At 65.9% G+C, this 13,729-nt stretch carries 13 protein-coding genes; all 13 read left to right on the forward strand.

The window, feature by feature from the left end; genetic code table 11:
- Window positions 1-98: 98 nt before the first annotated feature.
- Window positions 99-326, forward strand: a complete 228-nt coding sequence (locus tag GIW57_RS10500; protein WP_100464293.1) for a hypothetical protein — start codon at window positions 99-101, stop codon at window positions 324-326.
- Window positions 326-1,024: a fimbria/pilus periplasmic chaperone gene (locus GIW57_RS10505; RefSeq protein ID WP_236510547.1), complete on the forward strand. Its 699-nt coding sequence runs from the start codon at window positions 326-328 to the stop codon at window positions 1,022-1,024. The genes GIW57_RS10500 and GIW57_RS10505 overlap by 1 nt, the downstream gene beginning before the upstream one ends.
- Window positions 1,025-1,243: 219 nt before the next feature.
- Window positions 1,244-2,047, forward strand: coding sequence for a 30S ribosomal protein S2 (gene rpsB, locus GIW57_RS10510; protein ID WP_099821427.1), 804 nt, complete (start codon window positions 1,244-1,246; stop codon window positions 2,045-2,047).
- A 125-nt stretch (window positions 2,048-2,172) separates the two neighbouring features.
- Entirely contained in the window at window positions 2,173-3,051 is an 879-nt protein-coding gene (tsf, locus tag GIW57_RS10515) for a translation elongation factor Ts (protein ID WP_100464286.1), read from the forward strand.
- 259 nt (window positions 3,052-3,310) lie between these two features.
- Window positions 3,311-4,849 (forward strand): GGDEF domain-containing protein, encoded by a 1,539-nt coding sequence (locus GIW57_RS10520; protein WP_100464283.1) that lies wholly within the window; start codon window positions 3,311-3,313, stop codon window positions 4,847-4,849.
- 119 nt (window positions 4,850-4,968) lie between these two features.
- Window positions 4,969-5,697, forward strand: coding sequence for a UMP kinase (gene pyrH / locus GIW57_RS10525; RefSeq protein WP_236510549.1), 729 nt, complete (start codon window positions 4,969-4,971; stop codon window positions 5,695-5,697).
- A 97-nt stretch (window positions 5,698-5,794) separates the two neighbouring features.
- On the forward strand, window positions 5,795-6,349 hold the full coding sequence (frr, locus tag GIW57_RS10530; RefSeq protein WP_099821430.1) for a ribosome recycling factor: 555 nt from the start codon (window positions 5,795-5,797) through the stop codon (window positions 6,347-6,349).
- A gap of 5 nt (window positions 6,350-6,354) precedes the next feature.
- Window positions 6,355-7,122 carry a polyprenyl diphosphate synthase gene (gene uppS / locus GIW57_RS10535; RefSeq protein WP_100464280.1) on the forward strand — a complete coding sequence of 256 codons (768 nt, stop codon included), beginning with the start codon at window positions 6,355-6,357 and terminating at the stop codon, window positions 7,120-7,122.
- Complete coding sequence (locus GIW57_RS10540) at window positions 7,119-7,955, forward strand: phosphatidate cytidylyltransferase (RefSeq protein ID WP_025877667.1); 837 nt, start codon at window positions 7,119-7,121, stop codon at window positions 7,953-7,955. The genes uppS and GIW57_RS10540 overlap by 4 nt, the downstream gene beginning before the upstream one ends.
- Before the next feature lie 2 nt (window positions 7,956-7,957).
- Window positions 7,958-9,148 (forward strand): 1-deoxy-D-xylulose-5-phosphate reductoisomerase, encoded by a 1,191-nt coding sequence (locus GIW57_RS10545; RefSeq protein ID WP_100464277.1) that lies wholly within the window; start codon window positions 7,958-7,960, stop codon window positions 9,146-9,148.
- A gap of 55 nt (window positions 9,149-9,203) precedes the next feature.
- Window positions 9,204-10,562, forward strand: a complete 1,359-nt coding sequence (rseP, locus tag GIW57_RS10550) for an RIP metalloprotease RseP (RefSeq protein ID WP_236510550.1) — start codon at window positions 9,204-9,206, stop codon at window positions 10,560-10,562.
- 74 nt (window positions 10,563-10,636) lie between these two features.
- Complete coding sequence (gene bamA / locus GIW57_RS10555) at window positions 10,637-13,000, forward strand: outer membrane protein assembly factor BamA (protein ID WP_236510554.1); 2,364 nt, start codon at window positions 10,637-10,639, stop codon at window positions 12,998-13,000.
- Window positions 13,001-13,434: 434 nt separating this feature from the next.
- On the forward strand, window positions 13,435-13,729 hold a 295-nt coding region (locus GIW57_RS10560), incomplete at its 3' end, for an LpxD N-terminal domain-containing protein (RefSeq protein ID WP_329605752.1).

The following is a 13,729-nucleotide window of genomic DNA, read 5'->3' on the forward strand; positions in this document are numbered from 1 at the left end:
GCGCCCCTCACTACAGAATCGCCCATGTCGGCCGATACCGCGCATCAGATCGACAACAGGGTGGATGGCAGGTGGTTCGGGCAGTACTGATCGCAGCGATGTCCATCGCCGGCACGACCGCGCGGGCCGACCCGGCACCCGTCCCATTGCAGATCCGCCTGACCGTGGTTGAAGGCTGCACCGGCACGGAGGGCGGCGCGCGTTGCCCGGTACCGCAGCAGCACAGCGACACCCTGCACCTGCCGCCACAGGTCCGTGAACTGGCCCCGCCAGCGCAGGACGAGCAAGGGCGTGCCGCATCCGAACCGCCAACCACCTACTACTGATGCGCCTGTTGCTGCCCCTGTTGCTGGCATTGCTGCCCATGCCCGTGCAGGCGCTGGATCTGATACCGACAACGCTGCGCCTGCCTGCCGCACAGGGGCGATCCGAGCTGTGGCTGCACAACCCCGGCCCTGGGCATTGGCGCGGCCAAGTGCAGGTCTGGGCGTGGGACCAGCAACCGGCTGCCGAACACCTGCAACGCAGCGCGCAGGTGCTGGCCAGTCCGACCCTGCTGGATCTTCCTGCCGGTGCGCGCCAGCGCGTCTGGCTGCTGCCGGCGTCGTCGGCGCCGGTGGCCGTCGAACAGGCATTCCGTATCATCCTGGCACCGGCAGAACCGGCCATGCCACGCTATTCACTGCCCCTGTTCCGCGGCGAACCGGTCCCCACGCCGGCCCCTTCCCTGCAGGCAGAGGTGGTGGTCAACGGGTCGCAGTTCATGCTGCGACTGCTGAACGGTGGCACCGGGCACGCGCGCCTGAGCGATCTTGCCTATGAGGCCGCCGACGGCCACCGCAGCCTGCTGCTGCCCGGTCTTGCCGGCTACGTACTGGCCGCGCGCCAGCGCCACTGGCAGCTGCCACCGCGCGCCGATAGCTATGCAGGCGGCCGGTTCCACGCCCGCCTGCAGGACGGCACAGCGGTGATCCTGGCCGCGCCGGCACCTGCAATTGCAGCGCGCCAGCCAAGCGGGCTATAATCCCCGGGATGTCCTGCCGCCCTGTGCGCGGGACGCCGTCCACACCGGACGTCACCGGTGAATCCACACCTGCTGCCCCCATCCGTGCCGGGGTGCTCCGCAAGGAGTTCGGCCACGGAGGCAACAGGGAAGCCCAACCCCGGAACCTTCAGCGTTTCCACGCGTCCCGCATACCTATCCCGCGGGCGGAATCGCCGGTTCCCCATCAGGAGTATTGCAATGCCCCAGGTCACCATGCGTCAGATGCTGGAAGCCGGCGTCCACTTCGGCCACCAGACCCGCTACTGGAACCCGAAAATGGCTCCGTACATCTTCGGCGCCCGCGGCAAGATCCACATCATCAACCTGGAAAAGACCGTCCCGCTGTTCAACGATGCGATGAACTTCATCTCGTCGGTTGCCCAGAAGCGCGGCACCATCCTGTTCCTGGGCACCAAGCGCAGCGCCCGCGAGTCGATCCGTGAAGAAGCCGAGCGTTGCGGCATGCCGTTCATGAACCAGCGTTGGCTGGGCGGCACCCTGACCAACTTCCGTACCGTGAAGCAGTCGGTTGCCCGCCTGAAGGAACTGGAAGCCGGTGAGTCCGACGGCACCTTCGAGAAGCTGGTCAAGCACGAAGTGCTGGGCCTGCGTCGCGAGCGCGACAAGCTGGAAGCCTCGCTGGGCGGCATCAAGGACATGAACCGTCTGCCGGACGCGATCTTCGTCATCGATATCGGCCACGAAGACATCGCCATCAAGGAAGCCAAGAAGCTCGGCATCCCGGTGATCGCTGTCGTCGATACCAACTACAACCCGGAGCTGGTGGATTACGCAATCCCGGGCAACGACGACGCCATCCGTGCCGTGCAGCTGTACGCACGCGCTGCTGCTGACGCCGTGCTGGAAGGCAAGGCTGCTGCACCGCACGCTGCCACCGTCCGTGAAGAAGAGTTCGCCGACGCTGCTGCCGAAGAAGGCAAGCCGGCTCGCCGCGCTCCGGCCAAGAAGGCTGCTGCCGACAAGGGCGAAGCCCAGGCCTGATCCAGGCCCCGGTGGGCGCCTTGCGCCCACCTTTCCTGTCCGCTGCCGATGGCGCGACGACAGGAAACTGTCACACGGGCCGGCCACCATGCCGGCCCAACCCCTTTCTTTCGTGAGGTAATCCCGTGGAAATCACTGCTTCCCTGGTCAAGGAACTGCGCGAGCGCACCGGCGCCGGCATGATGGAATGCAAGAAGGCGCTCACCGAGGCCGGCGGCAACATCGACGCCGCCGCTGAAGCGCTGCGCAAGTCCGGCGCTGCCAAGGCCGACAAGAAGGCTGACCGCGTGGCCGCCGAAGGTCGTCTGGGCCTGGCCCAGGACGGCGGCAAGGCCGTGCTGGTCGAGATCAACTCGGAAACCGACTTCGTCGCCAACGACATCAACTTCAAGAACTTCGTTGATTCCGTCGCTGCCGCTGCCCTGGCATCGGGCGCCACCGATGTGGAAGCCCTGAAGTCGGCCACCCTGCCGACCGGCCAGACCGTCGAAGAAACCCGCGCGACCGCCGTGCAGACCCTGGGTGAAAACATCCAGATCCGTCGCCTGGTCAAGCTGGACACCACCGGCAACGTGGGTTCCTACGTCCACACCAACGGCAAGGTCGGCGTGCTGGTCGACCTGATCGGTGGCGACGCCGAACTGGCTCGCGGCCTGGCCATGCACGTGGCTGCGCTGAAGCCGCCGCACAACAAGGCTGCCGATGTGCCGGCCGAGTTCGTGGAAAAGGAAAAGGAAATCGAACTGGCCAAGATGTCCGAGAAGGACAAGTCCAAGCCGGCCGACATCCTGGAAAAGATCATCAGCGGCAAGATCAACAAGATCGTCAGCGAAGTGACCCTGTACGGCCAGAGCTACGTGCTGGACGGCGACAAGACCGTCGAGCAGGTGGTCAAGGCTGCCGGCGCCGACGTGGCTGGCTTCCAGCTGCTGGTCGTTGGCGAAGGCATCGAGAAGGTGGTGGAAGACTACGCCGCCGAAGTTGCCAAGGCGATGCAGGTCTGATTCCAGCCTCCCGGCTGTGATGAAACCAGAAGGAGCCGCGGGAAACCGCGGCTCTTTTTTTATGCCTGCACCGGCGGTGGGTGCCCCTTCTGTGGGTGCGCACCGTTGCTGCGCACACCGGAACCAAGGGTCTTTGCGTTGCAAGCGAATCAGGCCGATACTCGGCACAGGGAACCTGCAGTCACATAACAGGAACGAAAGTCGCGGACTGTGATGCATTCCTAGGTATTCTTGTCCTAATGGAATTGAACGACCCGACATGCCTCCCGAGCTGACAGCTGCACTGGCGCTTTGCCGCAACCTCCCCTCGCCGCCCGGTATTGCCCTGCGCATCATCGAACTGGCCCAGGATCCGGAAGCGGACATCGCAACCGCTGCGGACATCATCGCCATCGACATGGCGTTGAGTGCCCGCATGCTGCGCATCGCCAATTCGCCGCTGTACGCCAGCCGGCGCCGGATCGAGAACCTCGGCCAGGCGCTGACCATGCTCGGGCTGAACGCTACGATCAGCCTCGCCCTGGGCTTCACTGTCACCCAGGGCCTGACCGGCAAAGGCGGCGCCGACCACGACCTGCGCCAACGCGCCTGGAAGCGCAGCATCCTCAGCGCGCTGGCGGCCAGCCAGCTCGGCCAGGCCCGCGGCCTGCGCCGGCTGGAGGAGCTGATGCTGGCCGGGCTGCTGCAGGACATGGGCGTGCTGTGCCTGGCCCAGGCCGAATCCGAACGCTACCTGCCGCTGCTGCGCGAAGCGCGCGACAACCCCGACCTGATCGCGCGCGAGCGCCAGGAACTCGGCTGCAGCCACGCCGACGTCGGTGCATGGGTAGCCGAGGAGTGGGGCCTGCCGCGTTACCTGGTCGACAGCATCCGCCACAGCGAAGACGAAGGTGCCGCCGAGAATCCATTCCAGGCCTGCGTACAGCTGTCTGGCGCCGTTGCCGACATCTGGCTGGATGAAGACGCCGATGCCGCCCGCGAGCGCGCCCTGCAGCAGGTCCACGACCGGCTGGAGCTGGACAGTGCCCGCTTCGACCAGGTCCTGGCCCGGATCAGCGATGCGCTGCCGGACATCGCCAGCCTGTTCGAGAACGGCCTGAATTCGCCGGCCCGCGTGCGCGAGCTGATCGACCACGCCCAGGAGCTCGCAACCCTGCGCAACCTGCGCGAACTGCAGGATGCCGACCAGGCCCGCCGTCGCGCCGATGAATTCGAGGCCCGTGCCAAGCGCCTGGCCGACCAGGCCCATCGCGATGCCTTGACCGGCGTGCTCAACCGCCGCCAGCTCGAAGCCGTGCTTGAACAGGAATTCCTGCGCGCCGGCCGCCATGGCTGGCCGTTGTCGGTGGCCTTCATCGACCTGGACGATTTCAAGAAGATCAACGATGCGCACGGTCACCTGACCGGCGACGAAGTGCTGCGCGCCTTTGCCGGCAAGCTGCAGGGGCAGCTGCGCAACAGCGACACCGTCGCCCGCTTCGGCGGCGAGGAATTTGTCGCGCTGCTGCCCAATACCAGCGAATCGGTGGCGCTGGACGTAATCCGCCGGGTACTGGCCAACATCGTCGCCACTCCGATGGCGGAACTGGAAGGCGGTCCGCTGTTCATCACCTTCTCGGCCGGTGTCGCCACCCAGGGCGGCTACGAGCGTTTTGCCGGCGTGCAGGACCTGCTGCGCGCCGCCGACGATGTGCTCTACCGCTCCAAGAATCTGGGCCGCAACCGGGTCATTGCACGCTCTCCCGGCGAGCTGGGGCATGATGAACTCTCTGCCACTGCAGGCGCCGAGCTGGGCTGAATGGTGCGCCCCGGATGTACGGGGCACACCGGTATTTTGCGCCGCAGTGCACAAAACGCTTTGGCCGCGCGCCGCTTGCGCGTAGAATCGCCCGCGATTTCCACGCACCCGAGGTCCCTATGTCCAAGCTCGCCTATCGCCGCATCCTGTTGAAACTTTCCGGGGAGGCGCTGATGGGAGATGAGGACTACGGCATCGACCCCAAGATCATCAATCGCCTGGCCCGTGAAGTCGTCGAGGCCCAGCAGGCCGGCGCCGAAGTCGCCCTGGTCATCGGTGGGGGCAACATCTTCCGCGGTGCAGGCCTGGCCGCTGGCGGCATGGACCGCGTCACCGGCGACCAGATGGGCATGCTGGCCACGGTCATCAACGCGCTGGCCATGCAGGATGCGCTGGAAAAAGTGGGCGCCAAGGCCCGCGTGATGAGCGCGATCAAGATCAACGACGTGTGCGAGGACTACATCCGCCGCCGCGCCATCCGCCATCTGGAAAAGGGCCGCCTGGTGATCTTCGCCGCTGGCGTCGGCAGCCCGTTCTTCACCACTGACTCCGGCGCTGCCCTGCGCGCCATCGAGATCGGCGCCGACCTGCTGCTGAAGGCAACCAAGGTCGATGGCGTGTACGACAAGGATCCGAACAAGTACAGCGACGCCATCCGTTTCGACAGCCTGAGCTACGACGAAGTGATCCGTCGTGGCCTGGAAGTGATGGATACCGCCGCCTTTGCCCTGGCCCGCGACAGCGACCTGCCGATGCGCGTGTTCGACATGGGCCAGCCGGGCGAACTGCTGAAGATCCTGCACGGCGAGAACATCGGCACCCTCGTCCAGGGCCGCGACCCGGCCTGAGGCTGAGCGCAAGGCGACCTCCGGGCCGATTCAGGCCCGGCGGCGTCCCGTATTCGCCTATAATCGCCCGATTCCAGTTACATCCAGGACCCTGGCGATGCTCAACGACATCAAGAACAACGCGCAGACGCGCATGGCCAAGAGCATCGACGCTCTTAAGCACACCCTCACCTCGATCCGCACCGGTCGCGCAACGCCGGCCCTGCTGGACCGCGTCACGGTCAATGCTTACGGCAACGCCAGCACGCCGCTGAACCAGGTCGCGTCCATTTCCAACCCCGACGCCCACTCCCTGCTGGTCACGCCCTTCGACAAGAGCATGATCAAGGAGATCGAAAAGGGCCTGTACAACATCGAGCTGACCCCGAACACCATCGGCACCTCGATCCGCGTCAACCTGCCGCCGCCGACCGAAGAGCGCCGCAAGGAACTGGCCAAGCAGGTACAGAAGGAAGGCGAAGGCGCCAAGATCGCCGTGCGCAACATCCGCCAGGATGCGAACAAGGAAGTCGCCAAGCTGCTGAAGGACAAGGTCATCAGCGAAGACGAGAAGAAGCGCGGCGAAGACGATATCCAGAAGTTGACCGACGCCAACATCAAGGATATCGACAAGGTCGTCGCCGACAAGGAAAAGGAACTGATGTCGGTCTGAAGTCGATGCCTTCAGTCCCGCCTCCCCTGCCGGCCGCCCTGCCGCGCCACGTTGCCATCATCATGGATGGCAACGGGCGTTGGGCACAGCAGCGCCGTCGCCCCCGCGTCATCGGCCATCGTGCCGGCGCGCGCGCGGTCAACCGCACCATCGAGCGCTGCCTGGAACTGGGCATTCCGGCGCTGACCCTGTTCGCGTTCTCCAGCGAGAACTGGGGCCGGCCGCAGGAAGAAGTCGATGCATTGATGAAGCTGTTCCTCGGCGCGCTCGATCGCGAAGTGGACGAGCTGCATCGGCGCGGCGTGCGCGTGCGCTTCATCGGCGAACGCGAGCGCTTCGGCGCCGGGCTGGTCAGCCGCATGCAGCTGGCCGAACAGCGCACCGCCGACAACAGTGCCCTGACCCTGTCGATTGCCGCCAGCTATGGTGGCCGCCAGGACATCGCCCGCGCCGCACGCGCACTGGCCGTTGAAGTGGCCGCCGGCCGCCTGCTTCCCGAGCAGATCGACGAATCCCTGCTGGGGCGACAGGTGGCTCTGGCCGACCTGCCGCCACCGGACCTGTTCATCCGCACCGGTGGCGATACCCGCATCAGCAATTTCCTGCTGTGGCAGCTGGCGTATACCGAACTGTGGTTCACCGAAGCGCTGTGGCCGGACTTCGACGCCGCGCAGCTGCAGCTGGCGCTGGATGCCTACGCCAGCCGTGAGCGCCGCTTCGGCCTGACCAGCGCCCAGATCGCCGCCCTGGCCACCGAGACGTCCAGCCCATGACCAAGACCCGAGTCCTCGCCGCGCTGATCATGGCGCCGGTCGCCATTGCTGCGATCCTGCTGCTGCCCACGCAATGGCTGGCCGCCGCTGCCGCTGCCGTGCTGCTGATCGGCCTGTGGGAATGGCTGAAACTGGCCGATGTCGAAGACACCCTCGCCCGCACCGTGCTGCTGGTCCTCAACCTGGTGCTGATGGTGCTGCTGGTGTGGGCCGATGCCGGCACCCTGGTGCTGTTCCAGATCGCGACCCTGGTGGGCGTAGCCTGGTGGCTGGGCGCGCTGGTCTGGCTGCGCTTCTTCAACTTCGGCGCGCAGCCCGGCAGTCCGGCGCGCATCCTCAAGCTGCTGGCCGGCACCCTGGCGATCGTGCCGGCGTGGGCGGCGCTGGTGCTGATCCATGCCGGCGGCGACCCGCCGGGCCATCAGGGCCACCTGTGGCTGCTGGCCGCGCTGGCGCTGGTCTGGGCCGCTGATTCGGGTGCCTACTTCGCTGGCCGTCACTTCGGCAAGCACAAGCTGGCACCGCGGATCAGCCCGAACAAGACCTGGGAAGGCCTTGTCGGTGGGCTGATCGCCGGTGTCGCAGTGGCCGTCGGCCTGGGCTGGCTGGCCGGCATCGATGCCGCGCACCTGCCGGGCCTGCTGGTCACCTCGGTGGTGGCCGTGTTCGCCTCGGTACTGGGCGACCTGTTTGAAAGCCTGATCAAGCGCCATGCCGGCGCCAAGGATTCAGGCCACCTGATCCCCGGCCACGGCGGCGTGCTCGACCGCGTCGACGGCGTGCTGGCGGCCATCCCGGTGTTCGCACTGGGCAAGGAAATCTTCGGGTTCTGACCATGGATGCTGCTGCAGACCTGCGCCGGGTCGCCGTATTCGGCGCCACCGGCTCGATTGGTGCCTCCACGCTTGACGTGATCGCCCGCCATCCGCTGCGTTACCAGGCCACCGTGCTCGCCGCCGGCCGCCAGGTACAGGCGCTGCTGGCCCTGTGCCGGCAGCACCGGCCCGCGCATGCGGTGATCGCCGACGAAACCCTGTATGCCGAACTGCGTGACGGCCTGCGCGTCGCCGGCCTGGCCACCCAGGCCCACGCCGGCCATGCCGCGCTGGACCAGCTGGCCGCCAGTGACGCCTGCGATACCGTGGTGGCCGCGATCGTCGGCGCCGCCGGCCTGTCCTCCACCCTGGCCGCCGCTGCGGCCGGCAAGCGCATCCTGCTGGCCAACAAGGAATCACTGGTACTGGCCGGCGAACTGCTGACCCGTACCGCCGAACGTGCCGGCGCCGAGATCATTCCGATCGACAGCGAGCACAGTGCGATCTTCCAGTGCCTGCGTTCACGCGATGCCAGCCTCGACGGTGCCGGCGTGCGCCGCATCCTGCTGACCGCCTCGGGTGGACCGTTCCGCGGGCGCAGCCGCGCCGAACTGCAGCAGGTCACCCCGGCCCAGGCCGTGGCGCACCCGAAGTGGTCGATGGGGCCGAAGATATCGGTCGATTCGGCGACGTTGATGAATAAAGGCCTGGAAGTGATCGAGGCCCACCATCTGTTCGGCATCCCCGGCGAGCGCATCGAAGTGCTGGTGCACCCGCAGAGCCTGGTGCATTCGCTGGTGGAGTTCGTTGACGGCTCCACCTTGGCGCAGATGGGCCTGCCAGACATGCGCACCACCCTGGCGGTGGGCCTGGGCTGGCCGCAACGGATCGAATCGGGCGTGTCCGGGCTCGACCTGCTGACCCAGGGCCGGCTGGATTTCGAGGCTCCCGACACCGACGCCTTCCCCTGTCTTGCGCTGGCATGGCAGGCGATGCGCGCCGGTGGTACCGCCCCGGCGGTGCTGAACGCCGCCAACGAAGAGGCTGTTTCAGCGTTTCTTCAGGGCCGCATAGGCTTCCTGACCATTCCGACGCTGGTTGCTAACGCTCTTTCAACACTGCCGACCGAACCAGCCGATACACTTGAGGTTCTGTTGTCCGCCGACCAGCGGGCCCGCCAGCTGACCCTGAACGCCATCGCCGCCACCTGAACAGCGCACCCATCCCGTATGACGCCGCCGCCCGTGTCCGCCAATGTGAACCTGCATGACTGACTTCATCGGATCGGTCTGGTGGATGATCGTGAGCCTTGGGCTGCTGGTCACCTTCCACGAATTCGGGCATTACTGGGTCGGGCGCCTGTGCGGGGTCAAGGTGCTGCGCTTCTCGGTTGGCTTCGGCCGTCCGCTGTGGTCGCGCCGCGACCGCCATGGCACCGAGTTCGCCATCGCCGCCATCCCGCTGGGCGGCTATGTGAAATTCCTCGACGAACGCGAAGTCGAGGTCCATCCGCACGAGCGCGGCCAGGCCTTCAACCACAAGACCGTGTGGCAGCGCATCGCCATTGTGGCGGCCGGCCCTGTCGCCAACCTGCTGCTGTGCATCCTGCTGCTGTGGGCGATGTTCGTGATCGGCAAGCAGGACTATTCCGCAACCGTGGGCCGCGCTACGGGCATGGCCGCCACGGCCGGGCTCGGCAGTGGCGACCGCCTGCTGAGCGTGGACGGCCGTGATGTGATCACCCTGGGTGAGGCCAGCATGGCCCTGACCGCGGCGGCAATGGACCGTCGCGACGTGACCCTGCAGGTTCTCGACCCCGCAGACCAGCTGCGCTCGCGCACCCTGCCGCTGTCGCAGCTGCCAGCCGGTTTCGATGAACGCCGGGTTCCTATCCTGGCCGGCGTGTACTGGCGTGCATGGCTGCAGCCGCCGCTGGTGGACAACATCGTGAAGGGTTCGGCTGCGGAAGGTCACCTGCAGACCGGCGATCTGATCGTGGCGATCGACGGCCAGCGCATCGACAGCGTCGAGCAGGCCATCAGCGAAGTGGGCAGCCTCGGCCGCCGCGGTGGCCCGGCGATGATCGAGGTGCTGCGTGGTGGCGAGCGCCTGGCGCTGGAAATCACCCCGCGCCAGGGCAAGGACGGCAAGGGCCAGCCGACCTGGCAGATCGGCACCGGCTTTGCCAAGAGCTACAGCCCCGCCTACGACACCCTGCTCAAGTTCGGCCCGCTGCAGTCGGTGACGGTGGCGGTACGTGAAACCGGCAGGATGGCCGCCGATTCACTGGCCATGATGGGCCGGATCGTCACCGGCAAAGCCTCGCTGCAGAACGTTTCCGGCCCGGTCACCATTGCCCGGGTCGCCAATATTTCGGCCAAACGTGGCGTGGATTGGTTCATCCAGTTCCTCGCCCTGCTGTCGCTGAGCCTGTGCATCATCAACCTGCTGCCGATCCCCATCTTGGACGGCGGCCACCTGCTGTATTACCTTATCGAGTTGGTCAAGGGCAGCCCGCTGAGCGAGCGTGCCGTCGCCGCCGGCCAATACATCGGCCTGGCGTTGCTGGCCGGGCTGATGGGATTGGCGTTCTACAACGACATCCTCGGCCTGGTCCCGCGATGAACTTTTCCATGTTTTTGCCGTCTACAGCGTCGGCATCCCTTACCAATGCAATCGACCTTCCTACCGGACGTGACATGACGCGACTCCCCAATCGCCGCCTGCTGGCCCTCGCCCTCGCCGCCGTCACCGGCGCTCCCGCCCTGGCCCAGGCAGCCGAGCCCTTCACTGTCAGCGACATCCGCGTCGACGGCCTGCAGCGCATCAGCTCCGGTACGGTGTTCACCTACCTGCCGGTCGAGCGCGGCGAGACAGTCACAGACAGCAAGGTCGGCGAGACCATCCGCGCCCTGTACAAGACCGGTTTCTTCGAAGACGTGCAGCTGGATCGCCAGGGCAGCATCCTGGTGGTGACCGTCAAGGAACGTCCGGCGATCAACAAGCTGACCGTCACCGGCAACAAGGACATCAAGTCCGACCAGCTGCTCAAGGGCCTGTCCGACATCGGACTGACCGAAGGCGGCACCTTCGATCGCCTGAGCCTGGACCGCGTGACCCAGGAACTGCGCCGCCAGTACAACGATCGTGGCAAATACACCGTCGACATCACCCCGACGGTGAGCCCGCTGGACCGCAACCGTGTCGACATCGCCATCGCGATCAAGGAAGGCAAGGCGGCCAAGATCCGCCACGTCAACATCGTCGGCACCGAGAAGTTCGAGAGCAAGGACATCCTGGAATACTGGGAGTCCAAGGAGCACAACTGGGCGTCGTGGTACCGCCGTGACGACCAGTACTCCAAGGAAAAGCTGTCCGGCGACCTGGAGAAGCTCAACTCCTGGTACCTGGACCGCGGCTATGTCGACTTCAGCATCGACTCGACGCAGGTGTCGATCAGCCCCGACAAGCGCGACATGTTCATCACCGCCGGCGTGACCGAAGGTGACCAGTACAAGATCTCCGAGATCAAGGTCAGCGGCGATACGATCCTGCCGCAGGAAGACGTCGAGCGCATGGTCGTGCAGAAGTCCGGTGACACGTTCTCGCGTGCGCTGCTGGAGTTCAGCTCCGACTCGATCACCAACTCGCTGTCCAACATCGGCTACGCCTTCGCCAAGGTGAACCCGATTCCGACCACCAACCGCGCCGAGCAGACCGTGGCGGTCAACATGCAGGTCGTGCCCGGCCCGCGCGTGACCGTCCGCCGCATCATCTTCAAGGGCAACACCCGCACCTCCGACGAGGTGATGCGCCGCGAAATGCGCCAGTTCGAGAACAGCTGGTATTCGCAGGCCGCGATCGACCGTTCCAAGATCCGCCTGCAACGCCTGGGCTACTTCGAAGCGGTGGAAGTGGAAACCCCGGCCGTCAGCGGCAGCAACGACCAGGTCGACGTCGTCTACAACGTCAAGGAAACCACCTCGGGCAGCTTCGTGTTCGGCCTGGGCTACTCGCAGTCCTACGGCATGACCACCTCGGTGCAGCTGTCGCAGAACAACTTCCTCGGCGGCGGCAACCGCGTGTCGGTCGAAGCCTCGCGCAGCAGCTACCTGCAGCGCTACGGCTTCAGCTACACCAACCCGTATTTCACCGATGACGGCGTCTCGCTGGGCTACAACCTGTCCTGGCGCGAACTGGACTACTCCGACTTCAACACCGCGCAGTACAACAGCACCAATGGTTCGGCGCAGGTGGTATTCGGCGTGCCGATCACCGAGACCGACACCGTCTCGCTGATGTTCGGCATCGACAGCAACCAGATCACCACCTATCCGGGCTCGACCCCGAAGTCGATCATCGACTACATCGATGCCGTCGGCAGCCGTACCTTCCATGCATGGCGCACGGAACTGGGCTGGGCGCGCGACTCCCGCAACGACTACTTCATGCCGACCCGCGGTACCTACCAGCGTGTGGGCCTGGAAACCACGCTGCCGGGTTCGACCATCGAGTACTACAAGCTGAACTACCAGATCAGCAAGTACTGGCCGATCATCCCCTCGCTGGTGATCAACACCCGCGCCGAAATCGGCTACGGTGATGCCTATGGCAATGACAAGACCCGCGTGATCGACAACGGCGACGGCACCACCCGTACCGTCACCGCGTCGGGCCTGCCGTTCTACGAGAACTTCTACGCCGGTGGTACCAACTCGGTGCGTGGTTTCGAGGACAACACCCTCGGCCCGCGTGAAGTCACCAGCGGTTACCCGAACGGCCAGCCGCTGGGCGGTTCGCTGAAGACCGTCGGTTCGGTCGAAGCCTACTTCCCGCGCCTGTTCGACAGCCCGTCGGCCCGCGTGTCGGCCTTCGTCGACTTCGGCAACGTCTACAACGGCACCGACAACTTCAAGGCCAACGAGCTGCGCGTGTCCACCGGTGTGGCCCTGCTGTGGCGCGCCCCGGTCGGCCCGATCTCGATCAGCTACGCGTTCCCGCTGAAGAAGAAGGACGGCGACGAGATCGAACGTCTGCAGTTCACGTTCGGTGGCCAGTTCTGAGGAACGACGTTCCTCAGAACTGATCCACCTCCGGTGAATTGCCCGCGCATTTCACCTATCCCCCGCGCCGCTGGCGCGCCCCCCTTAACAGAAGGGGGGCTCTCCACCAGACGGGTTACGAAGCGCCGGGCATTGCCCGGCGTTTTCGTTTAGAAGGGCTGGCGGAAGCGAGCGCTCCGCTTTTGATCTTTCCTGTTTTTCCGTGGCTGGCACTCGCGCCACGCCGTCGGAGGGCGGAGGGGTGGGGCCTGCGAGGGTGTGAGCCGCATGGATGCGGCGACCAAGGCTACATGGACGTACTTGCGCCGTCCCTCGCGGGCCCCACCCGTCCGACCCAGCCCACGGGCCTGACTCTGCCAGCCACGAGGGGCCCCGCCGTTGGCCGCAGAACCGCCCCGCATGACCGCAATGGCGTCACACGTTAAACTCCCGCCGTGAATACTCCTACCTACACCGCCCAGCAACTCGCCGATCAGTTCGGCCTGCAGGTCCATGGCGACCCGAGCACCGCCATCCATGGCGTGGCCACCCTCGCCCATGCCGGTGCCGGCCAGCTGACCTTCCTCGCCAACCCGCGTTACCGCGCCCAGCTGGCCGACAGCCAGGCCGGCATCGTGGTCCTGCGCGCCGAGGATGCCGACGCAGCTCCCGGCACCGCGCTGGTTGCCAAGGATCCCTACACCACCTTTGCCAAGATCGGCGCGCTGTTCGACATCGCCCCGACCCGCC

This window comes from Stenotrophomonas sp. PA-6-5C, assembly GCF_021605635.1.
Lineage (GTDB): Bacteria > Pseudomonadota > Gammaproteobacteria > Xanthomonadales > Xanthomonadaceae > Stenotrophomonas > Stenotrophomonas lactitubi.

Excerpts from the sequence above, each read along its gene's own strand:
- GIW57_RS10500 (WP_100464293.1), top strand. The coding sequence starts at position 99 with ATGTCCATCGCCGGCACGACCGCGCGGGCCGACCCGGCACCCGTCCCA.
- GIW57_RS10505 (WP_236510547.1), top strand. The coding sequence starts at position 326 with ATGCGCCTGTTGCTGCCCCTGTTGCTGGCATTGCTGCCCATGCCCGTG.
- rpsB (WP_099821427.1), top strand. The coding sequence starts at position 1,244 with ATGCCCCAGGTCACCATGCGTCAGATGCTGGAAGCCGGCGTCCACTTC.
- GIW57_RS10520 (WP_100464283.1), top strand. The coding sequence starts at position 3,311 with ATGCCTCCCGAGCTGACAGCTGCACTGGCGCTTTGCCGCAACCTCCCC.
- pyrH (WP_236510549.1), top strand. The coding sequence starts at position 4,969 with ATGTCCAAGCTCGCCTATCGCCGCATCCTGTTGAAACTTTCCGGGGAG.
- frr (WP_099821430.1), top strand. The coding sequence starts at position 5,795 with ATGCTCAACGACATCAAGAACAACGCGCAGACGCGCATGGCCAAGAGC.
- uppS (WP_100464280.1), top strand. The coding sequence starts at position 6,355 with ATGCCTTCAGTCCCGCCTCCCCTGCCGGCCGCCCTGCCGCGCCACGTT.
- GIW57_RS10540 (WP_025877667.1), top strand. The coding sequence starts at position 7,119 with ATGACCAAGACCCGAGTCCTCGCCGCGCTGATCATGGCGCCGGTCGCC.
- GIW57_RS10545 (WP_100464277.1), top strand. The coding sequence starts at position 7,958 with ATGGATGCTGCTGCAGACCTGCGCCGGGTCGCCGTATTCGGCGCCACC.
- rseP (WP_236510550.1), top strand. The coding sequence starts at position 9,204 with ATGACTGACTTCATCGGATCGGTCTGGTGGATGATCGTGAGCCTTGGG.
- bamA (WP_236510554.1), top strand. The coding sequence starts at position 10,637 with ATGACGCGACTCCCCAATCGCCGCCTGCTGGCCCTCGCCCTCGCCGCC.